Consider the following 25,015-nt stretch of genomic DNA (forward strand, 5'->3'; position numbering starts at 1 on the left):
TTATAATTTATTTATTGTGTTTTTTACTTAGTTTAGATACTAAGATATAAAATAGTGGAATAAATAAAATTGCTAAGAATGTTGCTGATAGCATACCACCAATAACACCCGTACCAATTGAATGTCTACTTCCTGCACCAGCTCCACTACTAATTGCAAGAGGAATAACTCCTAAAGTAAAGGCTAAAGAAGTCATAATAATAGGTCTTAATCTAATCTTAGCAGCAGTAACTGCAGCTTCTTTTAGACTTAATCCCTCTTTTTGTTTTTGTATTGCAAACTCAACAATTAAAATAGCATTTTTAGCTGCAAGTCCTGCAAGAACTAAAAGTCCTACTTGGAAATAAATATCATTTTCCAAGCCTCTTAAAAGAGTTGCCAAAATAGCTCCAAATATAGCAAATGGAACGGCTAAAACAACTGAAATTGGCATTAACCATCTTTCATATTGTGCTGCAAGAATTAAGAATAATAATACAACACCAAAAACAAAGGCTTTTAAACTACTACTAGAGATTTGTTTCTCTTGATAAGCTGTACCAACCCAACTAATAGTATAACCTTCAGGTAATACCTCTTTTGAAACTTCTTCTATAGCTTTTAAAGCATCCCCTGAACTATAACCAAGTGCTGGCTGACCAGAAACTTTTGCCGCAGGGAAAAGGTTAAATCTTTCTACTACATCAGAACCAACTGTTGGTACAACTTTTACAAGAGAACTAATTGGAATTAGTTCACCTTTATTTGATTTTACAAGTATAAATTTTAAATCTTGAGGACTTTTTCTAAAGTCAGCTTTTGCTTGTAAATCAACTTTATAAGTTCTTCCATATAAATTGAAATCATTAACGTAATATGTTCCAAATGATGCACTTAATGTATTATAAATATCTGCAACATTAATACCTTTTGCTTTAGCTTTATCAACATCAACTGTTACTTTGAACTGAGGAATATTTACATTTAATGTTGTTCTTACTCCTTGTAATTCAGGTCTTTTGTTTGCTTTAGCAATGATTTTATTAACATATTTACTTAAGTCTTGAACTGTACCACCTGTTCTATCTTGTACATACATATCAAATCCACCAGAAATACTCATACCCATAATTGGTGGTGGTAATACTCCAAAAGTAAATCCGTCAGATGTAGCACCCATTAATTGACCATTGAACTTATTTGCAATTACAGTAGCATGTTGATCTGGTCTTTTTCTTTCACTCCAATCATTAAGTCTAATAAATGAAGTAGCTGCATATGTTCTACTTGCTGAAGTTACTAAATCTAAACCTGCTAATGTAATAATATCACTAACATTTTCATTACTTGTTACAACATTTGTAATCTCTTTTACTAATTTATCAGTTCTTGATAAAGATGAACCAGGAGGGTTATAACTAAATAAAATTATATATCCCTTATCTTCTTGTGGTACAAGACCTGTTTTCATATCTTTGAATAAATCATATGATATAAAAATCAATCCACCAAATAATAATATACTTATTAAAGAGTATCTAATTGTTTTTTGAACAACAAAAGAGTAACCATGAGTTATTTTTTCAAACATATCATTAAACCATTTGAAGAAACCTTTTGGTTTTACATGGTCATCTTTTAATATTGTTGCACATAATGATGGTGTTAATGTTAATGCCACAAATCCAGAAACAATAATAGATATAACAATAGTAATTGCAAATTGTCTATACATTTCCCCTGTTAATCCACCCATAAATGCAACTGGGATAAATACAGAACATAATACAAGAACAATAGCAATTAAAGCCCCTGATACTTCTTTCATCGCTTTAAAAGAAGCATCCCTTGGACTCATACCTTCACTCATGTGCCTCTCGACATTTTCAATTACAATAATTGCATCATCAACAACAATACCAATAGCAAGTACAAGCCCAAATAATGTTAGTAAGTTAATACTAAATCCTAAAGCATACATACCTGCAAATGCACCAATAATTGATACAGGAACTGCTAAAATAGGAATTAATGTCGCTCTCCAGTTTTGTAAAAATAAAAATATAATTGCAATAACTAAAATAATAGCTTCAATAAATGTTTTAACAACTTCTTTAATAGAAATTTTTACGAAACTTGTCGTATCATAAGGAATTTTATATGTAACCCCTTGTGGAAAACTTTTTTTAGCTTTTTCTAAAACTTTATCTATTGCATTTGCAGTATCTAACGCATTTGCACCATTTTGTAAAAATATACCTATTGGAATAGATGGATTACCATTTAAAGCAGTTTTCATATCATAACTTTGTGAACCAAGTTCTATAGTTGATACATCTTTTAATCTTAATGAACTTCCATCTTCATTTGCTCTAATTACAATATTCCCAAACTCTTTGGGATTTGATAATCTTGTTGGAGTTTGTATAGTATATGTAAACATTTGTTTATTTACAAGTGGTTCTGCTGCAAATTTACCTGCTGCATATTGTTCGTTTTGATCTTTAATTGCATTAACAACTTCTTTTGTTGTAAGTTTTTGTTTTGCTAATTTTTGAGGATCAATCCAAACTCTAATTGCATAATCTTTTTGCCCAAAAATTGTGGCATCACCAACACCTTGAACTCTTTTTAGATCATCAGCAACATTAATAAGCGCATAATTAGAAAGATAAGTAATATCTCTTGAATTATCAGGAGAATAAAGCATAATAACTTCTAGCATACTTGGAGATCTTTCTCTTACAGTTACACCTTGTCTTTGTACTTCTTCTGGTAATTTAGCTAATGCTGCTTGAACTCTATTATTTACATCAATTTTTGCATTATTCGCATCTTTTCCAACTTTAAAAAATACATTAATAGAAATTTTTCCATTATCAGCAGAAGTAGAACTCATATAAATCATATCATTGGCACCATTGATTTGCTCTTCTAAAGGAGCAGCAACAGTTTTTGATATTGTATCTGCACTCGCACCTGGATAATTCGTAGAAACGATAATCTGTGGAGGAATTACTCTTGGATACTCTTCAATTGGTAAATTTATCATTGAAGCAAGCCCTGTAAGTAAAATAACTATTGAAGTTACTGCAGAGAAAACTGGTCTTTTTATAAAAAATTCAGAAAACATATTATTTACCTATCACTTGTACTTTAGTATCAGGTTTAGTTTTCGCTATATTACTAATAATAACTTTTTCATCAGATTTAAGTCCATCTGTAATTACAAGTCCCCTATCAAGAAGTTGTCCTACTTTTACTGGTCTAATTTTTGCTTTTGAATTTTTAATAACATAAACAAAATCTCCATCTACAGTTTTCATAACTGCACTTTCAGGAATAATAAATACATTTTTCATTTTAATATTATTTATTTTTACTTTTGTAAATTGACCAACAATTAAATCATTTGTATCATTTTTAAATTTTGCTCTTAATAATAAAGTATCAGTATTTACATCTAATTTTGGTGAGATATAATCAATTTTACCTGTATATGTTTTTCCCATAGCATCTAAAGTAATTGTTGTTTTTCCTTTTTTAATTTGAGGTAAAACATCTTCTATATCATCTTTTCTTAATGAAAATTCTACATGAATAGGATTAATTGAAGTAATAGTTACTAAAAGTGAATTATCTTGAGTCGTTCCAACATAATCACCAATATCTCTTTTTTTAATACCTACAATACCACTTATTGGAGCTTCAACTGTAGTATAATCATATTCAATTTGTGCTTTTTGTAAACTAGCTTTATTACTTTCATACTGTGCTAATGCATCTTGGTAAGAAAATACATAATCATCATAACTTTGTTGACTAATTGCTTTATTTTTGAAAAGTTTTTGTGCTCTATGATAATCTTTTAATGTTTTATCATAATTTGCTTTTGCTTTTCTTACATTTGCTTTTGCCATATCTAAATTTGATTTATATACATCTTGCTCAATCTTGTATAAAAGTTTACCTTTTTTTACAAATTCACCTTCTTTAAAATATTTATTTTCTAAAGTTCCTGAAACTCTTGCAATTACATTTACATCTTCAACTGCTTTTATTAAACCAGGATATTCTTTTGTAATTACTGGAGTTTCACTTTTTGTTGTATAGGCTTTTACTGGTAAAGCTGGCCTTTCTTGTTGTGTTTTTTGTGCTTGTTTTTTAGAACTGTCATCACTACAAGCACTAAATGCTAAAGCAGCAACTACTGCTAAAGCAACGATTTTTTTATTTGAAAATCTTATCATTTAATATAATCCTTGATATCTTTCCCGCTGTTATAAATTACATTGGCTCTTTTTACTTGTAAATCATATTCTGCTTCTTTTAACACACTAATAGCATCATATTTTTCACTTAAAGCTTCTAAAAAAGCCACATTATCGATTAATCCATTTTGATATTTTGATTTAATTACTCTATATGCACTATTTGCAGCAACTAACCCAGCTTTTGCAGATTTTATTTTTAATTTAGCTATATCATATGATTTTCTTGCTAATTCTAAATCAACATCGGCTTTATTTTTTTCATATTGATAATTTGATTTTGCACTTAAATATTTTTTATATTTAGATTCATAATTATTTTTAGTTTTTCCAAATGAAAATACATTCCATTTTAAATTAACTGATAAAATATTTTGATCATCATAAGGCTGAGTAAAAGCACTATTATCAAAATCCATATCATAATGAGAATATGTGTTATTTAGACTAATTGTTGGAAAATAATCACTTTTGGCAATACTTGCATTTTCTAATTTTGCTTTCATTGAGTATTTTAATGCTTCAATATCATCTCTTTCATCTTTTGACTCATCAGAACTAAACACTTTTATTTCAGAACCATTTTGTATATCAACTTTTTTACCAGTAATATACTCTAAGTTATGAAGAACAGTTTGCAAATTTAGTTCAATTTCATGTAAATCTACATTTGAACTTTCTAATCTTGATATAATTTTTTGAACTTCATCTTCTGTTGTAGTACCAACATCTAGAAATTTGCTCAATCTTTTATATTCAGCTTTTAATTGTTCAATTTCTTTTAATTTTGCATCTTTTTTTGCTAATTCTGTTAAATATTCATAATAGTATTTTGTTACGTCTAGTGAAATTTGATTTTTTACAGACTCTAAAGTCTTTTTACTACTCTTGATATTCATTTTATAACTATCAAATGTATTCTCTCTTTTGCCTCCATCATAAACTGTAAAATCAACTGAAGCTGAAACAGTAGTATCTTTATCTGGTCTTGATTGAGTTTCATGATTTGCTTTTGAATAACTTGCACTTACATCAAAAGATGGCAAATAACCTCTTTTTACACTAGTATATTCATCTTTTAAAGACTTTAAATCTTCTTTGTACGAATCAACTAATTTATTCTTTATTGATAAATCTATTAATTCATTTAAATTCTCTCCCATTAATAAAATTGGGATAAAGAAAATAAAAAATAATTTTTTCAATGTTACTCCTTTTCTTATCTTGCCGGAAAGATAACATTATTTAACTTAATATTATCTTTCTAGAAAGATTTAATTTTTAAAGTTTTTTATGATACTATTTTACTATGGAAAAACGACATTTAGATAAATTTTACAAGGATATTTTAAAAAATCCTTTATATAAACAATATGGTTTAATTTTACCAATAACAGTAATTTATAAAAACCTTTTTAATGATGCAGAGTGTTTTACTAAAAAAACTTATGATTTAATACACTCTGACATTGATGTGTTAGCAGCATTATATTTCAATGGAGAACCACTTACATCTGAAGAATTGTATGATTCAACGACGTGTTTAAAAAAGACACTTACTCCAACTGATTTATATGCAGCGACTGTTTTCTCTTCTGGTGGAATGACTAAAATTCTTAAAAAACTAGAAGACAAAGAACTAATTTCAAGATGTGCCTGTCCCAATGATAAGAGAAGTCTTTTAGTCTCTCTTGAAAAAAAAGGTGAAGACATAATACTTGATTGTTTAGAAAAACTTGTCTTAAGAAGAGAAGAATTTTTCAGTATATTAAGTGACTCAGAGAAACAAACACTAGAAAATATATTAAAAAAACTAACATATCAACTTTTTTAGAAATTATTTATATATAATATTATAATTTCTTTATGGTTATTAAGTATAATAATTAAATATATCGAATTTATTATATTACTAAGAAAATTAAGTAAACATTAACTTAAAGGATTTTGTAATGCTTAATATAAAAAGACTTGATCATTTAGTTTTAACAGTAAAAAATGTAGAAAAAACTGTAAAATTTTATGAAGTATTAGGAATGAAAAAAGAGATATTTAAAAACTCTAGAATTGCTTTAAAATTTGGTAATCAAAAAATAAACCTTCATAAATTAGGAAATGAGTTTGAACCTAAAGCACAAAATGTAAAAGAAGGTAGTGCTGATTTATGTTTTATTATTGAACAAAAATTAGAAGATATTATTGATTATTTAAAAGAAAATAATATAAATATAGAAGAAGGTATAGTTTCAAGAACTGGAGCAAATGGTAATATAAAATCTATTTATATTAGAGATCCAGATAAAAACTTAATAGAATTATCAAATTATTTATAAAAATTCTTTTAAATACTTAGCAGTAAATGAGTTTTCATTATTTAAAAAGTTTTTTAAATAGCCTTGATATAATAGTTTACCTCCAAGACTTCCACCTTTTAAGCCAAGGTCAATAATCCAATCAGCTTGGCTTATTATTGATAAATTATGCTCTAATACAATTAAAGTATGCCCTTGTTTTATTAAAACATTAAATAGTTTTATCAAGTTTTCTATATCTGCTTCATGTAAACCTGTACTTGGTTCATCTAAGATTATTATTTCATCTGTGTTTTCACTTAACATTTTGGCTATTTTTAATCTTTGTAATTCTCCACCAGAAAAAGTATCAAGGGTTTGCCCTAATTTAATATAATCTAAGTTTGCATTAACTATAGATTCTAATTTATTTCTGATAAGTGTATTATCAAAAAATAGCTCTAATGCTTCTTGAACAGATAAGTCAAAAATCTCACTTATATTTTTATTTTTATAATAATACGAAAGAGCTGTATCATTAAATCTTTTGCCTTTACACTTTTCACATACTTGCGTAGAATCTCCCAAATAAGCTAAATCAAGTTTTATAAACCCCTTGCCTTTACAAACCAAACAAGCACCTTTTCCTGTAGCAGAAAACATATTTGCATTTACAGAGTTTGCTTTTGCAAATAGTTTTTTTATTTCATTGTATATATTTATGTATGTTGTTATATTTGAACGAACACTTGTATGGGGTAAACTTTGATCTAAAATTGCAGCTTTTGGGTATTTATTTTTAAAAAGATATCTGATTAGTGTACTTTTACCAGAACCAGCAACTCCTGTTACTAAAGTTAGTGCATTTTTAGGTATCTTTACTGAAAGATTTTTGATATTATTTTTTGAGACATTATCAAGTGTATAAAAAGATGAAAAATCTTTTTCTTTTTCATTGATATTGTGCTTTTTTAAAAAAGCTTTGGCTGTTATTGTATTTGAGTTTAGTAACTCTTCATATATACCATAAAAAGTGATATTCCCACCATTTATTCCAGCTTTTTCTCCAAAATTTATTACTTTATCACAAATTGATATTATATCTTTGTCATGATCAACAAATAAAATAGAATTTCCATTATTTTTAATCTCTTTAAATATATTGACAATCCCTTTTATATCATGTGGATGTAAACCTATAGTTGGTTCATCAAAAATATATAATACATCTGATAATGAACTATTAAGATATTTTGTCATTTTAATACGTTGTGATTCCCCACCTGATAAAGTATTTGTATTTCTATTTAAAGATAAATAATCAAGTCCCACAATTTGCAGACTTTTTAATTTCTTTTTTAAATCATTTATAATAATACTTACTTTTTCATCATCTATTTTATTTATAAAATCAAATAGTTCATTAATAGACATAGAAGAACAATCTGCAATAGACTTATTCATAATCTTTGCACTTAAAGCTTTGTTGTTTAATCTTGTTCCTTTACATTGAGGACATACCTTTACATCTAAAATATTATTTAATTCTTTTTTGTATTTAGTTGTTTCAGAGTTAATAAATACATTTTCTATTCTAGGCACTACACCAAGGTATGTGGCAGTTTTATGCCATTTTGTAGTTGGATTTACAGGTTTTATCTCTTTTGAATATAAAAGTAAATCAAGTTCTTCTTTTGAATATTGGGATATTTTTTTATCATTGTTGAAAAAACCAGATTCAGTATATCTTGATAATCTCCAGCCATTATTTTGAAAAGTTGGAAATAAAATTGCTCCTTGATTTAATGACTTATCAAAATCAATCAATCTTTTAATATTCATCTGTTTTATTTCTCCTAAACCTTTGCAAATAGAACACATCCCTTCAGTATTATTAAAAGAATAATTCATCGAATATCCAATAAATGGCACTGCAATTCTAGAAAAAAGTAATCTAAGGTTTGTATAAATATCAGTGATAGTTCCAACTGTAGATCTTGAATTACCTTCAATTCTTTTTTGATTTATTACTAAAGATACTGGAAGATTAGAAATAGAATCAAAAGTAGGTTTTTTATATTTTGGTAATAAATCTTGAATATAACTTGAATAAGTTTCATTTAACAAGCGTTGGGATTGGCTTGCGATTGTATCAAATACAAAAGAAGACTTTCCAGAACCAGATACTCCTGTAACTGCAATTATTTTGTTTTTTGGAATATCTATAGATATATTTTTAAGATTATTAGTTGTTGCATTTTTAATAACTATATTTTTATTCATTAGTATTAACTCTTTTTTCTTTTAGAGCATTTGAGACTTTATTTGCAAGTTCTTCAAATTTGATTTGTTCTTCTTTGCTTAAAGATTGAAGTGTAGTTTCATATAAATAGTTATGTTTTTTTGATATATTATCTAATAAATCTTTACCTTTTTTAGTGATTGATGTATATAACTCTCTACCATCTAATTTATTAGGGTATTGGCAAATATAATCTAATATTTTTAGCTCTTTTAATGCTTTTGATAATTTAGTACGTGATGTACCTATTGTAGTACTTAAAGCAGAAGGCAATATCTGTTTTTGTTTATTTAATTGATATAAAATATCATATTGTAACCATGAAATATTATCAGGATTAACGATGTTTCTTTGGGCAACCATTTCACATTGTAAATCAATTAAAGCTGTTTTTAGTTTTTCCATTTATTACTCTTAATAATAGTTTCTATATGGAAATTATATTATTTTATATATTATATCTACTTTAAAAATATATTCTTGATTATAAATACCTTGATTTAACTTTTACCAAAAATCTAACACATTATTTTTTTTAAATTTATATCCTGTTTTTTCAATCAATGGTAAAGAAGATATTTTTTTACCAATAGGATTGTCATCTAAAAATGAGGTTTTTTCAAAACCAAATCTATTTGCATTCAATGAAAAAATCTCTTTTTGTGTTGATTGTATAGGAGCAACTACATCAAAGATTTCATTTTCTATTTGTTTTTTAATTAGAGTTTCAATAACACTTACAACATCATCTCTATGAACATAATTAGTTACTGTATTATTATCTAAAGTTTTTCCTGCTGTATATTTACCTGATATTCTATCATAGCCCATAAGTCCGCCTAAACGTAAAATAACATATTTACTAGACTCTTTTTGTATTAACTTTTCAGCATCTACAACTATGGTTCTATTCTTATAAAAAGAGATTGAACTAAGTAGTATAATATAAGTATTTTTATGTGTTTTTTGTAATGTTTGTTTTAATACTTCTAAATAGTTATTTTTAGGAGGAATAGCAATAACTAAAACATCTACATCATAAAAACCACATCTATCATTTTCTTCAATATCTTTACATAAACAGTTTACTTCATACTTTGATATAAGTTTTTTATATAAAGCATTGCCTGTCCATCCACATCCTAATATTGATACTTTTTTCTTATTCATATTTTATTCCTTGAAAGAATATTATGTTATTATATATTTATATAGAAAAACTCAAACTTAAAACAAAGGATAATTTATGAATGAATTAACAGATGCAATTTTAGTAGTATTGATATTTGTTCTAATTGCTTGGACACCAACTTTTTTTGTAATTGTAAGACAAAAAAAAGCAAAAGTAGTTGAGTTATTGGGTAAGTTTTATACGATTAAAAGAGCAGGTTTAGGACTTAAACCTCCATTTCCATTTGGTTCAGTAGTAGGAGAGATAAGTTTACAAATTCAAGAACTAGCAGTTGATATTAGTGCAAAGACTTCTGATAATTCTTTTATAGAAATGCCAGTTAAAGTGCAATATAAAGTTATTGAAGAAAAAGTACAAGAGGCTTTTTATGAATTAGACAATCCAAGACAACAAATCAAGTCTTATATTTTCAATATAATAAGAAGTAAAGCTTCAGATAAAACTCTTGATGAATTATATAAATCTAAAAATGATTTTGAAGATAGTATAAAAGAGACACTAGAAGAGAAGTTCAATCACTATGGATATGAAGTAGTTAATGTACTTGTTGATGAACCACAACCAAGTGAAGAAATTGTAAATGCATACAACAGAGTTCTAACTGCACAAAAACTAAAAGAAGCTATGCAAAATGAAGCAGAAGCAGAAAAAATCAAAGTAGTTAAAGAAGCAGAAGCACAAGCAGAAAGTAAAGAGTTACAAGGTATAGGTATTGCAAATCAAAGAAAAGCAATTATTGCAGGGTTTCAAGAAAGTATTGATGATATGAAAAAAATCGAAGGTATAAATACAACAGATGTATTATCATTGATTTTATTAACACAATATTTTGATACATTAAAAGATGTTGCACAATCTGAATCAAATACAATTATGTTACCAAATAGTCCTTCTGGATTTACTGATATTTCTGAACAAATTAGAAATGCTGTTATAAGTGGTAATCTAGTTAAAGAAAAAAGTTAGATATTTTTATTATAGACAAACTTCAAGGATATAGAAATAATATGGATTTAATCCATACTATTTCTGTATTATCAAATAAGAAATTATTTAAAGTTCAAATAATACATCAGTTCTTATAATATATTTAACTCCAGAGTTTATAGTATTTGAGCTATGTAAACAATGTAATGGATGAAGACCATGAGGGAAACATAACACTCCACCTTTAGGTATTCTTACATTTACTAACTCTTTTTTACCATTATTATTTACAAAAAATTGTGTTTCACCACCTTCAAAATCTTCACTTAAAAGAATTAAAAAAGTCATTTGACTATATCTATCATTATAGTAATTAGAACTTTTTTTATGATTTTTTTAAATTTATATTTAGAGAGTTATTACAACGAATACAACTTAAATACTCGACCAGTTTTTTTAATTGCATAATATAACAAGATAATCATTTTCTGTACTATTAGAAATTATTTAAATTGGAATAATACATTTATACTTATATTATATTTAAGGCTGTATGAAATAATGGTTGAAACTAATCATAAAACATATTTAGAGTTAATTATCTAATCAATGGGTAATTTTAAAGTTTAGCACATTAAAATATTTGAAAAAGTATCACCCAAAAGGACACCCAAAGCAATTTTCAGCTTTTTAAAAAGTTCACCAAAGTACCATAAAATGGTTGGCGACCCCGATAAGATTTGAACTTATGTCATCTGGAGGAAATCCAGAGGTCCTTGGCCACTAGACGACAGGGTCATTGTAAGAGTGAAATTATAGTTTAGATTCTATTTTATTTTGCTTAAAGTTTCCAAGTTTTAATTATTTTCTTTATTAAATAATAATTATCTTATTTTTTTGAATTTTTTCTTTTTTAATAAATAAATTGATGAAGATATTGTTTCACTAAATCCATTTTTATCTTCTACTATTACATCTGCATTTTTTGTAGCAAATTCTTCATCAAAGCTTTTTGTCGTAATATTTGCTGATGTTGAGTATATTTTTTTGAATTTTTTTACAAAATCATAAAATTTATCATCTTTTGGTATTACTCTAAAGGAGTGTGTATTTGGATAAATAAAAGTACTTTTCTTTGCTCTTCTTACAAGTTTTCTATGTGCTTTTGGTACTCTTGCATTTTGTTTTAATGTATTGAAACTATCAACAACTTGAAGTATTTTTTGAGTAGGAGGTCTTTTTTTTAGATTTGAAAGCTTCTCATCATTTGTTGATGAGAAGCCTACAGTTGTATCTGATTGTACTAAATATACAAGATTTGAGTTCATTCTTAGTTATGTAAAAATTCTTGAATTGATTTTACAGATATACCGTCTTTTTGTTTTAAAGCTTTCATTGCTTCAACGCATGCTAAAGCTGCTGCTGCTGTTGTAACATATGGTACGCTATTTTTAAGAACTGCTCTTCTTATGTTTATACCATCATCTTTTGAAGACTCTTTTCCATCACTTGTATTAAATGCCAATGCTATTTCACCATTTGCAATTGAATCAGTAATATTTGGTCTTCCCTCAGAAATCTTAAGAACTTTTTCACAATCTATTCCAGCATCAGTGATAACTTTGTGTGTACCACTTGTAGCAACAACTGTAAATCCTTCGTTTACTAATCCTTGTGCTATTTTTGGTGCAAAATCTTTATCTAAATCAGATAAAGAAATAAATACTTTTCCTTCTGTTGGTAAGTCATTTTTAGCTGCGCTTTGTGATTTTGCATAAGATTCACCAAATGTTGAAGAAATACCCATTACTTCACCAGTTGATTTCATCTCTGGAGTTAAAATCATATCTGAACCACTTAATTTAGTAAATGGAAATACTGCTTCTTTAACTGCAACATGGTTTTTCAAAATTGGTTTTAAAACTCCATTATCTTCATATACAATATCTTTATCATATACATTCAATGCTTCTCTTAAAGTTTCACCCCACATAACTCTAGTTGCAACTTTTGCAAGTGGCATTCCTGTTGCTTTTGATACAAATGGAACTGTTCTAGATGCTCTTGGGTTTACTTCGATTAAATAAATTTGCCCTTTATGAATCGCATATTGTGTATTCATAAGACCAATAACACCAAGTTCTAGTGCCATTTTTTTAGTTTTTTCTTCTAACTCTTTGATAAGTTCATCATCAATAGAGATTGGAGGTAAAGAACAAGCTGAGTCACCTGAGTGAACACCTGCTTCTTCAATATGTTGCATGATTCCACCAATATAAACCTCTTTACCATCACTAATACAATCTACATCAAGTTCTATTGCTCTATCAAGGAATTTGTCAATTAATACAGGTGCATCATTTGATACAGAAACTGCTTCGTCCATGTATTGTTTTAACTCATCTGTAGAATATACGATTTTCATACCTCTACCACCAAGAACAAATGATGGTCTAACTAACACTGGATATCCTATTTTTTCAGCGATTTGTATTGCTTCTTCAACTTCTACTGCTGTTCCATTATCAGGTTGTAAAAGCCCTGCTTTTTCTACAAATGTTGAGAATTTTTTTCTATCTTCTGCTAAATCAATAACTTCAGCAGTTGTTCCTATTATTTTTGCTCCTGCATCTGTAAGTGCATTTGCAAGTTTTAGAGGTGTTTGTCCACCAAAGTGTACAATCACACCATCTGGATTCTCTTTTTCAACTACACTTCTAACATGTTCAAAGTCAATTGGTTCAAAGTATAAAACATCAGATGTATCATAATCAGTTGATACTGTTTCTGGGTTACAGTTGTACATTATTGTTTCTATACCCATTTCATTAAGAGCAAAAGATGCATGAACACAACAATAATCAAACTCAATACCTTGTCCAATTCTATTTGGTCCACCACCAATAATAAGTACTTTTTTCTTGTCAGATTTTTCTTCTACTACATCTGGTAATTTATGTACATTTGTTGAAGAGTATAAATATGGAGTAAGTGCTTTAAATTCTGCCGCACAAGTATCTACTTCATTGTATTCAAACTCAACATTCATTGCTTTTCTTGCTTGATATACATCTTCTTCTGATTTGTTTAATAAATTAGCAATCATCTTATCAGAGAAACCATTTGATTTGATTTTTCTCATTTGTAATTCATCCGTTAAGATTGATTCATCAATTGATTTTTCTAGATTATATATCTCTCTAAATTTACTTAAGAACCATGGGTCAATTGAACACATTTCAAATATCTCTTCATTTGAAATACCATGTCTCATAGCATCCATTACATATCTTAATCTATTTTCATTTGGTCTTCTAATTTCTGCTTTTATTTTTTCTAAATTATCACTAATAGGATCAAACCCATCAAGACCTGTTTCCATTGAACAAAGTGCTTTTTGAATTGATTCATTAAATGTTCTACCAATAGCCATAACTTCACCAACTGATTTCATCCCTGTTGATAATGTAGAATCTGCTTTTGGGAATTTTTCAAAAGTAAATCGAGGGATTTTAGTAACGATATAATCAATAACTGGCTCAAATGATGCAGCAGTTCCTGTAATATCATTTGTAATCTCATCAAGTGTAAATCCAACTGCAAGTAATGTTGCAACTTTTGCAATAGGATAACCAGTAGCTTTAGATGCAAGTGCAGAACTTCTTGAAACTCTTGGATTCATCTCAATAACAATCATTCTTCCTGTTTTTGGATCAATAGAGAATTGTACATTTGAACCACCTGTATCAACTCCGATTTCTCTAAGAATAGCAAAAGATGCATTTCTCATATCTTGATATTCTTTGTCTGTAAGTGTAAGTGCTGGAGCAATTGTAGTAGAATCACCTGTATGCACACCCATTGGGTCAAGATTTTCAATTGAACATACGATAATACAGTTATCTTTATGGTCTCTGATAACTTCCATTTCGTACTCTTTCCATCCAAGCATTGATTCCATAATTTCAATTTCATTGATTGGAGATGCTTCAATTCCAGCTGCTGCTAAGTTTTTGAACTCTTCCATATTATAAGCAACACCAGAACCTCCACCTGCAAGTGTAAAAGATGCTCTACTAATTACTGGAAACCCTATCTCTTTTGCAACTTCTACTGCTTCTTCAAGAGTATATGCATTTTTACTTTTTGGTAAATCCATACCAATTTTTACCATAGCTTCATTAAACAAGTGTCTATCTTCACCTTTTTTAATAGCCTCTGGGTTTGCACCTAAAAATTTAACACCTTCTAACATACCTTTGTCGTACATTGTAGTAGCAACATTTAGTGCAGTTTGTCCACCCATCGTTGGTAAAATAGCATCGATATTTTCTTTTTTAATAATTTTTGCAACAACTTCTTCTGTAATAGGCTCAATATATGTTTTGTCAGCAAACTCAGGGTCAGTCATAATAGTAGCTGGATTTGAATTGATTAATACAACTCTATATCCTAACTCTTTTAATGTTTTTGTAGCTTGTGTTCCTGAATAATCAAATTCGCATGCTTGACCAATAATAATTGGACCTGAACCGATAAGTAAAATAGATTTTATATCTTCTCTTTTTGGCATAGTTTATAGTTCCCCATTAGTATTATAAAAATTTGTGAAGTATATCCAAAAAGTACTTAAAAACTGGTTATTTGAAACGAAGTAGTGACAAAAAATCAATTTAGTTTTTTTCACTAAATTGATTTTAATATCTATTTTGTAGGTAAGTTAAACTTTTGGTTTTGCAAAACACCCTCATTATCAAAAGATAAATAGTATAATATATCTTTTTTAACTGGCAAACCTGTAAGATATCTAATAGCTAGGTTTGCTTGAAGTGATGCAATATGCATAACTATAGGACAAGCAATTCCATTTGGTTTTCTATCATTTATTTGAAATACAGCTTCATATGATGCTTTTTCAAAAAAACAAACTTGTCCATGAAACTCTTCAACACTACCATAAATCCAAGGTTGATTGTGTTTTATACAATATTCATTTATCGCTGCTCTTGTTGGAAGATTATCCATTGCATCAATAATCAAATCAAACTCCAATCCTCTTTTTGCAAAGTCTTGAAAACTTTCATTATATGCAGTAACTTTAGTATAAGGACATCTTGACTCCATAAGTTCTTTTAAAACATCAACTTTATATTTACCATCGTCCCCTACTTTAAAACCTATTTGTCTATGAATATTATGAACTCCTACCTCATCAAAATCAACAAGGGCAAATTCTCCAATCCCTGAAGCACCTAGTGCAATACCTAAAGAACAACCAAGTCCTCCACTACCAATAATTGCAACTTTTTTATTTTGTAAGCTATCTTGAGTTTCCTCACCCCATAGCTTTATTTGTCTATTAAAAAATTCGTGAATTTCGCTCATATTTAATCCTTAGTAAATAAGTAAACATTATGTTTATAAATTTCTTACTGTAATGATAGCAAAAATAGTTTAAAAAGTCATGACTCAAATCAATTTTAATCTTGAGTATTTTAGTTGATTTTAACTAACTATATTCTGGTTTTGACTGGGCTACTTTTAACTCTTTTTGATTGTTTATATAATTTGTGTCATTTATTGATTTTGTTTGTGTTCCTATGTCATCATAGAATTTCTCTACAAAATTTACAATCTTATCTAAAACTCTTGGTATCACTTTTTTTCGTTCAAGTAATTTGGGTTTTATTTTTAGTGTACTTGCTATATCATCTTTTAAAGGTAATCTTTGCTCATATATATATTTATCTACAACTCTTCTCACCTTTTTACAATCAAGATTTTCATCACTACATAATTCTTTGTAGGCTTTATCTTTTTGTTCTTCCCAATATTTATCAAACTCTTCTTCTATATCATCTTCGTTTATTGCATATAGATTTTCATTGATAAACTTTTCTATAAGTTCTTTTTTACTTCTTAGTTGTGGATTGTTTGTCAAGATGTTTGAGATATTTTCTTTTTGTTTTTTCTGTTCTTCTTCATCTGAATCTTTGTATTTAGCTAAGAGTTTTAAAATATAGGCTACATTTATCTCATCTTTATGTATAAGTTCTAGTTCAAAATCAACATCTTCTAAAATAGATACTTTTTCGCCTTGTTCACCTCTTTTGGGTTTCATATCTAAGTATTTTGATAAGTAGTTATTAAACATCTGTTCACTCATAGATAAATCAGACCATTTAAAATCACTAAAGCCTTCTAAGATATTTTTTATTCTCATTATCTCTCTAAAAGCTTTGATAAATTCTAGTTTATCATCTTCACTTATCAAAGTATCTACACTAGCAACTGTTGGAGCTATTTTAATTAGAACTTTAAAAGCTTCATTGAACTTTTTAACATACTCTTCGTATGGTTCCATCAAAATAATATCTTTTGCATCACTTTGTGAGAAAAGTGCTATTGCATCATCGCAAGCTTTTTTGATGTTTCTAAAACATACTATATTTCCTTGAGATTTCACTTCATCAAGTATTCTATTTGTTCTACTAAAAGCTTGTATAAGTCCGTGGTATTTTAAATTTTTATCTACATACAAAGTATTTAATCTTTTGCTATCAAATCCAGTTAAGAACATATTTACTACAAGAAGAATATCAACCTCACCTCTTTTAACTCTTTTTGAGAGTTCATTGTAGTAGTTATAAAAAGTCTTGCTATCTTTGGTACTGTATTTTGTACCAAACATTTTATTATAATCTTTGATATATTCATCTAGCTTTTCACGGCTGTGTTTGTTTATATGTTCTTCATCGATATGTGCACCGTCTGATTCATATAAACCATCTGCACTTTTGTCCTCTTCATTATCTGCATATGAAAATATTGTAGCTATTTTTAAATTGTGTTGTTTTTTCTTAAAAATCTCATAATATTTCGTAAGCATATCTACAGAACTTACTGTCATCATTGCAGTAAAATCTTTGTTGTGAGTTTTTCTGCTATGATTTGCTATAATATAGTCAACTATCTTTTCAACTCTATCATCACTTTCTAGTAGTTCTTGTGTGTCTATGTCTTCTACTTCTATATCTATATTTGTAGCACTGTTTTCTTTCTCTTTATATCTTCCTATATATTCAACGGAAAATTTTAAAACATTGTCATCACTTATAGCATCTGTTATCACATATCTATGAAGTCTATCATCAAATAAATCTGCAGTTGTTCTTTTGCCTAACTTATTTCCCATAGCATTTTCAGGGAATATTGGTGTTCCTGTGAAACCTATCATTTGATTGTTTGTAAAAAACTTGTTTATATTTAGGTGTGTTTCTCCAAACTGACTTCTATGACACTCATCAAAGATAAAAACTATATGTTTATCTTTTTGTTTTGACATCTTTTCTATATATTTTCTTTTTTTGATTGCTGTGTTTAGTTTCTGAATTGTTGTAACTATTAACTTTGTATCATCACTAAATTGTCTAACTAAAGTAGCAGTATTGTCTGTACCATCTACACTTCCATCACTAAAAGAGTTAAACTCTTTTGTAGTTTGAAAGTCTAAGTCTTTTCTATCTACTACAAAAACTACCTTATCTACTTTTGGAAGTTTCATAAGAATTTGTGCTGTTTTAAAAGAGGTCAAAGTTTTACCACTTCCAGTTGTATGCCAAATATAGCCATTTCTTTTTGAAGTATTTACTTGCTCTATAATAGCTTCAACAGCATAAAACTGATAAGGTCTTAGCACCATAAGTATCTTATCAACTTCAGCCAAAACTATATACTTACATATCATTTTTGAGATGTGGCATCGCTCTAAAAAGAAAGAGGTAAACTCTTCAATATTTGTGATGTTTTTATTATCTTTATCTGCCCAAAAGAATGTTTGCTTGAAGGTTTGTTTTTTATTGTTTGCATAATACTTTGTATTTACTCCATTACTTATAACAAAGATTTGAATATATTGAAACAAAGCACTGTTTGCTCCATAAGAGTGTTTTTGATAACGATTGATTTGATTAAAGGCTTCTTTTAGCTCTAATCCTCTTCTTTTAAGTTCAATTTGTACTAGTGGAAAACCATTTATCAAAATAGTTACATCGTATCTGTTTGCATAAGTACCATTTACACTTATTTGATTTGTTACTTGAAATAGATTTTGACACCAGTGTTCAGAGTCTAAAAACTCCATATAAAAGTTTGTACCATCATCTTTGTTTAGAACATACTTATCTCTTAGTTTTTTTGATTTTTCAAAGACACTTCCACTTTGTAGATGGTTTAGTATCTTTTTAAACTCATTATTTGAAAAAGTAGTTTTATTGTGTTTTTCTAACTGTCTTTTTAGATTTTGTTCTAGCTGTTCATCATCTTTTATAGATACTCTTTGGTATTTTAAAGATTCAAGTTGTTTGATAAGATTTTCTTCTAGTATTGCTTCGCTTTGGGTACTCAATTTTCTATTCCTACTTCTATTTATAATCAAGTAAAAACACTTAATTATTTATACTCTTTTTAGTATAATATAAGATACTTAAAAGGAGTATATTTTTATGAAAAAAACTATTGCAAATAGCAACAAACACTTCTCTTCTGTTACTAAAAAAAGAAAAATGATTGTAAACTCTGTTTATAATTCTGCTAAAGTGGAAGGTTCTAAAATCACAAAAAAAGAACTTATAGCATACTATAACAATATTCATTTTAACTCACACAAACATCTTTTGTAAAAGTGCTTTTTTGAACTTTTGAGTCTCTTCTAGGACTTTTTTATTTTGTGATATTTTTGTATCAAGAGAAGATAATAAGTTTGCTATTTTTGTTTGTTCTTCTACACAAGGTAATTTTATTTTTAAATAAGAATATTCAGAAATCCAATACCGTTTATGTTCACCTAATGGAAAATGTAATCTTTGTATAAATTCATAAACAAATTTTAAATTAACATTTTTATTTTTTTCTTTTAGCAGTTTCATTGCAGATGATTTAATTTTAAAATCAAAATCTACATAATGATTTGTCGTTGTGAAATCATCAAAAATTATCACTGAACCTTTAGAATAAATTCCTTCTTTTTCATTTGTATAACCTAAAATAAAAGTTTTCCCTGCTGTTAAAACTGGAATATCATAGCTATCACTGTATTCTGTACTCCTAACAATATAATTTGTAGGCTGTTCATAATCTAAAACTTCTTTTAATTTAATTTCTTCCCATTTAGGATAATCACTTCCATCTGCTTTTTTAAATCTAAGCTTTTGTGAAAATATCTTTTGCATCATAGCTTTTTTATAGTTTTGTAGTAACTCATCTTTTTTTGATAGTTGATTTATCTTTTTATCAATAGAGGATAAAAAAGAGGCAATTTTTTCTTGCTCTTGTTTGGAAGGGAAAAGAATAGGTGTATTTTTTATTGTTCTTAAGGATAAGTTTTTAATAGTAGAGCCAGTTAATTCTGATGTATAAAAATACTGTATTTTATTAGATAAAAGTTGATTACTAATAAAATATTTGTTGGTTTTAGATGTCTCTATATTAATATAAGATGCACTTTTCCCAAGCATTATTTTCTCATTTTTATAAAAAGCAATATTACCTATCGTACCATTTATTGACATAAGTATAGTATTATCATTTAGTTCCCTATAATGTTTTTCATATTCTTCTTTTGACACCCTCTTTGTTTTCTCATCTAAAATAATTTCACCATTTTTAAGATTATTCCCATTTACAAAATAATATTCTCCTAACTCATCATATACTGGTGTACTGTGAATACCATCACTAATTTTTATACAAAGCTTTTCTAAACTTTTCTCTTCCCACTCCCCAGAAAATTCTTTAAACCTAAGCTTTGGTACTCGTAATTTTTCATTTTTCATTATTCACTCTTCATTTTAAAAGGGAGTTTTAATACCAAGCTCATCACAAAAGCTTTTTATCAATAAGTCATTTTCAATTATCTCTTTATCAAGTTCTTTAAGTTCACTTGAAACCTCATCTAAGTCTATTTCCTCTTCTTCTTCAAAAGTATCTACATATCTTGGAATATTTAGATTGTAGTCGTTTTCTTTTATCTCTTCTAGGCTTGCTTTGTATGAGTATTTATCTTCTTGGATTCTTTGTTTGTATGTTGTTACTATTTTTTCTATATCTTTAGCTCTTAGATAATTTTGATTTTTCATCTTTTCAAAATGTTTTGAAGAGTCTATAAAAAGTACATCATCACTATCTTCTCTGCACTTTTTAAATACCAATATACAAGTAGGTATTGAAGTTCCATAAAAGATATTTGCAGGCAATCCTATAACTGCGTCAAGATAGTTTCTATCTTCAATCAAGTATTGTCTTATATGTCCTTCTGCACTTCCTCTAAATAAAACTCCATGAGGTAGTACAACTGCCATAGTTCCATTGTCATCAAGATGGTGTATCATATGCTGTACAAAAGCAAAATCAGCTTTTGTCTTAGGTGCTAGCTTTCCATATTGGGAAAATCTATCATCACTTAGGTGTAGTGGATTTGCCGACCAGTGAGCAGAAAATGGTGGATTTGCAACTATTGCTTCAAACTTCATATTTTCGTGCTGTGGTCGTTCTAGGGTGTCTTCTTGTTTTAAGTCAAACTTTCTATAATGAACATCATGCATAATCATATTCATACGAGCAAGGTTGTATGTGGTTCTGTTTAACTCTTGTCCATAGAAGTTTGATACATCTTTTACCTCTTTTGCAACCCTTAAAAGAAGTGAGCCAGAACCACAAGTTGGGTCATATACTGATTTTAGTTTTTCTTTGTTTGTTGTAACTATTTTTGCTAAGATTTTTGAGACACTTTGAGGAGTATAAAACTCACCTGCTTTTTTACCAGCTCCCGCTGCAAATTTTGAGATAAGATATTCATAAGCATCACCAAGTACATCTCTATCGTGGTTTTTTAGTTCAAAGTTTATCTCATCAAGATGAGCTAATACTTTTGAAATAAGAGTATTTTTTTGCTCTTCTGTTCTTCCTAATTTTTTAGAAGTAAGGTCAATATCTGAAAACAAATCCTCAAAATCATCTTCACTTTCGTGCCCCATAGTTGAAGCTTCAATATTTCGTAAAATCTTTGTCAAATCATCTAAGATAAAATTGTCTTCGTCACTGTTTCCTCTTTTTGCAATAGCAGAAAAAAGTTCACTTGGTTTTAGAAAATATCCAAGTTGTTCTAGTGCATCTTCTTTAATAGCTTCAAGATATTCTATATCTTTTTTCTCATCAAGGTTTGTATATATAAGTTTGTCTTCTTCTAAAAGCTCATTTGCATAAGTTTCCATCTTTTCAGATAGGTATTTAAAAAAGATAAATCCAAGGATATAATCCCTAAATTCATCTGCATCCATTTTACCTCTTAGGGTATTTGCTATATTCCATAATTGTTGTTCTAATCTTCGTTTATTTTCTTCGCCCATAAAAAACCTATTGTATTATTTTAAAGGTGTTTATTTTACTAAAGATTTGCAATATATAAGCTAAAAGCAAACTCTTTGATTTTTCAAACTTACAAAATCATCTTTTGTAAATATCACATGGTCAAATTGTTTCAAATTGACAAAACAAATATTCTTAGATATAATACTTTTACAAATATCCTTCGGGACGACTCACCTTTTTAGGTGAGGTTACTTTATTAGTTCCATAAATTTTTTCTTCATATTTTCAAAATCATTCTTATTTATAACTCCAATTTTATTTAATAGTCTATTTGAACTATATAATTTCAATTGAGATAATAAAGCTATATTCTTGCTAATAGTTTTACCTTTTTTAAATTCAAAATAGTAATAAAATTGTTCTTCTTTTATTTGTGTTGATAAAGGTATTCCAAAAAACATATTTTTATTAAACTTTTTAAAAATTATAACAGGTCGAACAAAATTATCTCCCTTGCCATTTTGCTCAAATCCAATATTTTGTCCCATTTTTATATAAAAAATATCTCTATTTCGAAAGCCTACAAGAACTTTTTCCTTATGAGCTTCTTTTTTAACTTTATTCCATTTGTCAAAATCATTTTCTATCATAAAACACCCTCTTCTTTCAAACTTATAAATCCATCTTTTGAAAATATCACATGGTCAAGTAGTTCTATACCTAAGATTTTTCCTGATTGTTTTAGTATTTCTGTTACTTCCATATCTTCATTACTTGGCTTTAGTATATTGCTTGGGTGATTGTGTGATACTATTATACTTGCGCATCTTTTCTCTATTGCGTATGAAAAGACTTCTCTTGGATGAACTAAACTTTGATTTAGAGTTCCTATTGTTATTACTTTTTTATCTACTATATAGTTTGCTCCATCAAGATATATAGCTATAAAATACTCTTGTTGTTTGTTTTTGTATGGTTTTAGCTCTTCATATATATCATTTGGTGATGTTATTTTTGTACTTTGATTTTGAATTAAGTATCTTTTACTTAAGTTTATTGCACTTACTATTTGACAAGCTTTTGCTTTACCTAAACCATGTATTTGAAGTAGATTTTCTAAGCTTATATTTTCAAAGTCTGATTTAAATAGTTTGATTATCTCTTTTGATAAAGTAATGACATCTTTGCCTTTTACTCCACTTCCTAAAAGTATTGCCATAAGTTCATAATCTTTAAGAGAATCTGCACTTTTTTTTAGTAGTTTTTCCCTTGGTTTATCTATAGAGTTTAGTGATTTTATTCTGTTTTGCATAAACTTCTCCAAAATTTACTTGGAAAAGTTTATCTAAGTTTCTATTAAATAATAATTTTAATTATTATCTTTTTCTTTAGTAGTAAATATTAGTTTTGCTTCATCAAGTAATTTTTGAGCTTCATCTAGTTGTTTTATACCTGATTTATATACTTCAATTGAGTTTTGAAGTGTTATATCTTGGTTATTTAATTTTTCTAATAGCTCTTTTGCTTTTAATATCTTTTCTTCAAAAGCTAATGTTTCTTCTTTTTTTTCTTCGCTCATTTTATTCCTTTTAGTATATTTCTTACGTGGTCTTCAAATTTTTCAACTTCTACAAGAAATGAGTCATGTCCTGATTCACTTTGTATTTTTTTGTATGTTACTTGATCTTTTTTCCCTATTTTACACATAATATCGTATATTTCTTCCATCTCTTCTGGGAAAAATAACATATCATCTGAAAAAGAGATAAGGTGAAGATTGCATTTTACTTTTGAAAAAACATCTTCTAGTGTATCTTCATTTCTTGATACATCAAAAATATTCATTGTTTTACATATATACAAATAAGACAATGGATCAAATATTTTTGGAAAACTATATGAGTTATACTCTAAATATCTCTCAACTTCAAATCTTCCAAAAAGTTCATAAAGCCCATCTGTATGTGCATAGTTTCTACCAAATTTTTTATTAAAAAGTGTTGGGCTTAAGTATGCAATTAATCCTGCCATTCGTCCTATTGCAAGTCCTGGCAAACCACTTGCTAATAAATCATCTTTTTTATAGTGTCCATTGTTAAATGCAGGGTCATGTCTTACAGCTTCCATTGCTATTTTGTTTATTGCTATTGCCCAAGGTCTTGTGTATGCTGTTGTTGCTAAAGCTATAACAGTATCAGCAAATCTTGTATGCTCAATTGAATAACACAGTGCTTGCATTCCACCCATAGAACCACCAATTACTGCTTTTACATGATGGATTCCAAGTGAATCAAAAAGAATTCTTTGTGCTTTTACAATATCAGAGATTGTAAGTACAGGAAATTTAAATCTATAAGGTTCACTACTTGGATAGTCAGGACTCAAAGGATTTGTTGAGCCAAAACATGAACCTATATTATTTGTACAAATTACAAAATATTTCGTAGTATCTACTGCTTTTCCATCACCTATAAATTTGTCCCACCATCCAGGCTTTGCCTCATCTGCATATCTTCCTGCTGCATGATGACTTCCTGCTAGTGCATGACAAATAACTATTACATTTGATTTATCTTCGTTTAATTCTCCATATGTTTCATATATTATCTCAAAAGGTTCTAATATCCGACCACTCTCTAAATATAGAGGTGTTGTGAACCTTGCCGTTTTTGTCTCTATCTTCAAA

The 25,015-nt window shown here is 28.0% G+C and carries 21 protein-coding genes and 1 tRNA gene; 4 read left to right on the forward strand and 18 right to left on the reverse strand.

Annotated elements, in window-relative coordinates:
* Window positions 1-7 precede the first annotated feature (7 nt).
* The 3 genes from CRU93_RS00145 to CRU93_RS00155 are packed head-to-tail and all read right to left on the reverse strand — an operon-like array spanning window position 8 to window position 5,455.
* Window positions 8-3,112 (reverse strand): efflux RND transporter permease subunit, encoded by a 3,105-nt coding sequence (locus CRU93_RS00145; RefSeq protein ID WP_129102161.1) that lies wholly within the window; start codon window positions 3,110-3,112, stop codon window positions 8-10.
* Window position 3,113: 1 nt separating this feature from the next.
* Entirely contained in the window at window positions 3,114-4,229 is a 1,116-nt protein-coding gene (locus CRU93_RS00150) for an efflux RND transporter periplasmic adaptor subunit (protein WP_129102162.1), read from the reverse strand.
* Complete coding sequence (locus CRU93_RS00155; protein ID WP_129102163.1) at window positions 4,226-5,455, reverse strand: TolC family protein; 1,230 nt, start codon at window positions 5,453-5,455, stop codon at window positions 4,226-4,228. Before CRU93_RS00155 ends, CRU93_RS00150 begins: the two co-directional genes overlap by 4 nt.
* A 104-nt stretch (window positions 5,456-5,559) precedes the next feature.
* On the opposite strand from CRU93_RS00155, the gene CRU93_RS00160 reads away from it, so the two are divergent.
* Window positions 5,560-6,084 (forward strand): MarR family winged helix-turn-helix transcriptional regulator, encoded by a 525-nt coding sequence (locus CRU93_RS00160; RefSeq protein WP_129102164.1) that lies wholly within the window; start codon window positions 5,560-5,562, stop codon window positions 6,082-6,084.
* A 118-nt stretch (window positions 6,085-6,202) separates the two neighbouring features.
* Window positions 6,203-6,583: a VOC family protein gene (locus CRU93_RS00165; RefSeq protein WP_129102165.1), complete on the forward strand. Its 381-nt coding sequence runs from the start codon at window positions 6,203-6,205 to the stop codon at window positions 6,581-6,583.
* Here CRU93_RS00165 and CRU93_RS00170 read toward each other — a convergent pair.
* From CRU93_RS00170 to CRU93_RS00180, 3 genes are all read right to left on the reverse strand, one after another.
* The gene (locus CRU93_RS00170) at window positions 6,578-8,824 is read right to left on the reverse strand and encodes an ATP-binding cassette domain-containing protein (protein ID WP_129102166.1); all 2,247 of its coding nucleotides are present in this window, start codon (window positions 8,822-8,824) and stop codon (window positions 6,578-6,580) included. The genes CRU93_RS00165 and CRU93_RS00170 overlap by 6 nt on opposite strands.
* A complete protein-coding gene (locus CRU93_RS00175) occupies window positions 8,817-9,248 on the reverse strand; it encodes a MarR family winged helix-turn-helix transcriptional regulator (RefSeq protein WP_129102167.1) in 432 nt (143 codons plus the stop codon). Before CRU93_RS00175 ends, CRU93_RS00170 begins: the two co-directional genes overlap by 8 nt.
* A gap of 102 nt (window positions 9,249-9,350) precedes the next feature.
* Window positions 9,351-10,013 (reverse strand): hypothetical protein, encoded by a 663-nt coding sequence (locus tag CRU93_RS00180; RefSeq protein ID WP_129102168.1) that lies wholly within the window; start codon window positions 10,011-10,013, stop codon window positions 9,351-9,353.
* Window positions 10,014-10,089: 76 nt separating this feature from the next.
* On the opposite strand from CRU93_RS00180, the gene CRU93_RS00185 reads away from it, so the two are divergent.
* On the forward strand, window positions 10,090-11,001 hold the full coding sequence (locus CRU93_RS00185; protein ID WP_129102169.1) for an SPFH domain-containing protein: 912 nt from the start codon (window positions 10,090-10,092) through the stop codon (window positions 10,999-11,001).
* Window positions 11,002-11,088: 87 nt separating this feature from the next.
* On the opposite strand, the gene CRU93_RS00190 is transcribed toward CRU93_RS00185, so the two are convergent.
* The 6 genes from CRU93_RS00190 to CRU93_RS00215 form a co-directional block, all read right to left on the reverse strand.
* On the reverse strand, window positions 11,089-11,310 hold the full coding sequence (locus CRU93_RS00190) for a hypothetical protein (RefSeq protein ID WP_258238772.1): 222 nt from the start codon (window positions 11,308-11,310) through the stop codon (window positions 11,089-11,091).
* 374 nt (window positions 11,311-11,684) lie between these two features.
* Window positions 11,685-11,760: transfer RNA gene (locus tag CRU93_RS00195), tRNA-Glu, on the reverse strand.
* Between the two features lie 86 nt (window positions 11,761-11,846).
* Window positions 11,847-12,290, reverse strand: coding sequence for a Sua5 YciO YrdC YwlC family protein (locus CRU93_RS00200; protein WP_129102170.1), 444 nt, complete (start codon window positions 12,288-12,290; stop codon window positions 11,847-11,849).
* Window positions 12,291-12,292: 2 nt separating this feature from the next.
* The gene (carB, locus tag CRU93_RS00205; RefSeq protein ID WP_129102171.1) at window positions 12,293-15,535 is read right to left on the reverse strand and encodes a carbamoyl-phosphate synthase large subunit; all 3,243 of its coding nucleotides are present in this window, start codon (window positions 15,533-15,535) and stop codon (window positions 12,293-12,295) included.
* A 131-nt stretch (window positions 15,536-15,666) separates the two neighbouring features.
* Window positions 15,667-16,347 (reverse strand): ThiF family adenylyltransferase, encoded by a 681-nt coding sequence (locus CRU93_RS00210; protein WP_258238773.1) that lies wholly within the window; start codon window positions 16,345-16,347, stop codon window positions 15,667-15,669.
* Between the two features lie 124 nt (window positions 16,348-16,471).
* Window positions 16,472-19,369: a type I restriction endonuclease subunit R gene (locus CRU93_RS00215; RefSeq protein ID WP_129102172.1), complete on the reverse strand. Its 2,898-nt coding sequence runs from the start codon at window positions 19,367-19,369 to the stop codon at window positions 16,472-16,474.
* Window positions 19,370-19,466: 97 nt separating this feature from the next.
* On the opposite strand from CRU93_RS00215, the gene CRU93_RS14085 reads away from it, so the two are divergent.
* A complete protein-coding gene (locus CRU93_RS14085) occupies window positions 19,467-19,643 on the forward strand; it encodes a hypothetical protein (RefSeq protein WP_164967590.1) in 177 nt (58 codons plus the stop codon).
* On the opposite strand, the gene CRU93_RS00220 is transcribed toward CRU93_RS14085, so the two are convergent.
* From CRU93_RS00220 to CRU93_RS00245, 6 genes are all read right to left on the reverse strand, one after another.
* On the reverse strand, window positions 19,623-20,795 hold the full coding sequence (locus CRU93_RS00220; protein WP_129102173.1) for a restriction endonuclease subunit S: 1,173 nt from the start codon (window positions 20,793-20,795) through the stop codon (window positions 19,623-19,625). The genes CRU93_RS14085 and CRU93_RS00220 overlap by 21 nt on opposite strands.
* A 15-nt stretch (window positions 20,796-20,810) precedes the next feature.
* The gene (locus tag CRU93_RS00225) at window positions 20,811-22,367 is read right to left on the reverse strand and encodes a type I restriction-modification system subunit M (protein ID WP_129102174.1); all 1,557 of its coding nucleotides are present in this window, start codon (window positions 22,365-22,367) and stop codon (window positions 20,811-20,813) included.
* A 210-nt stretch (window positions 22,368-22,577) separates the two neighbouring features.
* The gene (locus CRU93_RS00230) at window positions 22,578-22,979 is read right to left on the reverse strand and encodes a type II toxin-antitoxin system PemK/MazF family toxin (RefSeq protein WP_129102175.1); all 402 of its coding nucleotides are present in this window, start codon (window positions 22,977-22,979) and stop codon (window positions 22,578-22,580) included.
* The gene (gene radC / locus CRU93_RS00235) at window positions 22,976-23,641 is read right to left on the reverse strand and encodes a DNA repair protein RadC (protein WP_129102176.1); all 666 of its coding nucleotides are present in this window, start codon (window positions 23,639-23,641) and stop codon (window positions 22,976-22,978) included. The genes CRU93_RS00230 and radC overlap by 4 nt, the downstream gene beginning before the upstream one ends.
* Window positions 23,642-23,698: 57 nt before the next feature.
* Window positions 23,699-23,908: an exodeoxyribonuclease VII small subunit gene (locus CRU93_RS00240; protein ID WP_129102177.1), complete on the reverse strand. Its 210-nt coding sequence runs from the start codon at window positions 23,906-23,908 to the stop codon at window positions 23,699-23,701.
* Window positions 23,905-25,014, reverse strand: coding sequence for a homoserine O-acetyltransferase (locus tag CRU93_RS00245; RefSeq protein ID WP_129102178.1), 1,110 nt, complete (start codon window positions 25,012-25,014; stop codon window positions 23,905-23,907). Before CRU93_RS00245 ends, CRU93_RS00240 begins: the two co-directional genes overlap by 4 nt.
* Window position 25,015 lies beyond the last annotated feature (1 nt).

The organism is Arcobacter sp. CECT 8985 (assembly GCF_004116495.1).
In the GTDB taxonomy this organism is placed as follows: domain Bacteria; phylum Campylobacterota; class Campylobacteria; order Campylobacterales; family Arcobacteraceae; genus Malaciobacter.

Bases quoted from the DNA above. Each gene is read 5' to 3' on its own strand.
- CRU93_RS00145 (WP_129102161.1), bottom strand. From the start codon at position 3,112: ATGTTTTCTGAATTTTTTATAAAAAGACCAGTTTTCTCTGCAGTAACT.
- CRU93_RS00150 (WP_129102162.1), bottom strand. From the start codon at position 4,229: ATGATAAGATTTTCAAATAAAAAAATCGTTGCTTTAGCAGTAGTTGCT.
- CRU93_RS00160 (WP_129102164.1), top strand. From the start codon at position 5,560: ATGGAAAAACGACATTTAGATAAATTTTACAAGGATATTTTAAAAAAT.
- CRU93_RS00165 (WP_129102165.1), top strand. From the start codon at position 6,203: ATGCTTAATATAAAAAGACTTGATCATTTAGTTTTAACAGTAAAAAAT.
- CRU93_RS00170 (WP_129102166.1), bottom strand. From the start codon at position 8,824: ATGAATAAAAATATAGTTATTAAAAATGCAACAACTAATAATCTTAAA.
- CRU93_RS00175 (WP_129102167.1), bottom strand. From the start codon at position 9,248: ATGGAAAAACTAAAAACAGCTTTAATTGATTTACAATGTGAAATGGTT.
- CRU93_RS00180 (WP_129102168.1), bottom strand. From the start codon at position 10,013: ATGAATAAGAAAAAAGTATCAATATTAGGATGTGGATGGACAGGCAAT.
- CRU93_RS00185 (WP_129102169.1), top strand. From the start codon at position 10,090: ATGAATGAATTAACAGATGCAATTTTAGTAGTATTGATATTTGTTCTA.
- CRU93_RS00190 (WP_258238772.1), bottom strand. From the start codon at position 11,310: ATGACTTTTTTAATTCTTTTAAGTGAAGATTTTGAAGGTGGTGAAACA.
- CRU93_RS00200 (WP_129102170.1), bottom strand. From the start codon at position 12,290: ATGAACTCAAATCTTGTATATTTAGTACAATCAGATACAACTGTAGGC.
- carB (WP_129102171.1), bottom strand. From the start codon at position 15,535: ATGCCAAAAAGAGAAGATATAAAATCTATTTTACTTATCGGTTCAGGT.
- CRU93_RS00210 (WP_258238773.1), bottom strand. From the start codon at position 16,347: ATGAGCGAAATTCACGAATTTTTTAATAGACAAATAAAGCTATGGGGT.
- CRU93_RS14085 (WP_164967590.1), top strand. From the start codon at position 19,467: ATGAAAAAAACTATTGCAAATAGCAACAAACACTTCTCTTCTGTTACT.
- CRU93_RS00220 (WP_129102173.1), bottom strand. From the start codon at position 20,795: ATGAAAAATGAAAAATTACGAGTACCAAAGCTTAGGTTTAAAGAATTT.
- CRU93_RS00225 (WP_129102174.1), bottom strand. From the start codon at position 22,367: ATGGGCGAAGAAAATAAACGAAGATTAGAACAACAATTATGGAATATA.
- CRU93_RS00230 (WP_129102175.1), bottom strand. From the start codon at position 22,979: ATGATAGAAAATGATTTTGACAAATGGAATAAAGTTAAAAAAGAAGCT.
- radC (WP_129102176.1), bottom strand. From the start codon at position 23,641: ATGCAAAACAGAATAAAATCACTAAACTCTATAGATAAACCAAGGGAA.
- CRU93_RS00240 (WP_129102177.1), bottom strand. From the start codon at position 23,908: ATGAGCGAAGAAAAAAAAGAAGAAACATTAGCTTTTGAAGAAAAGATA.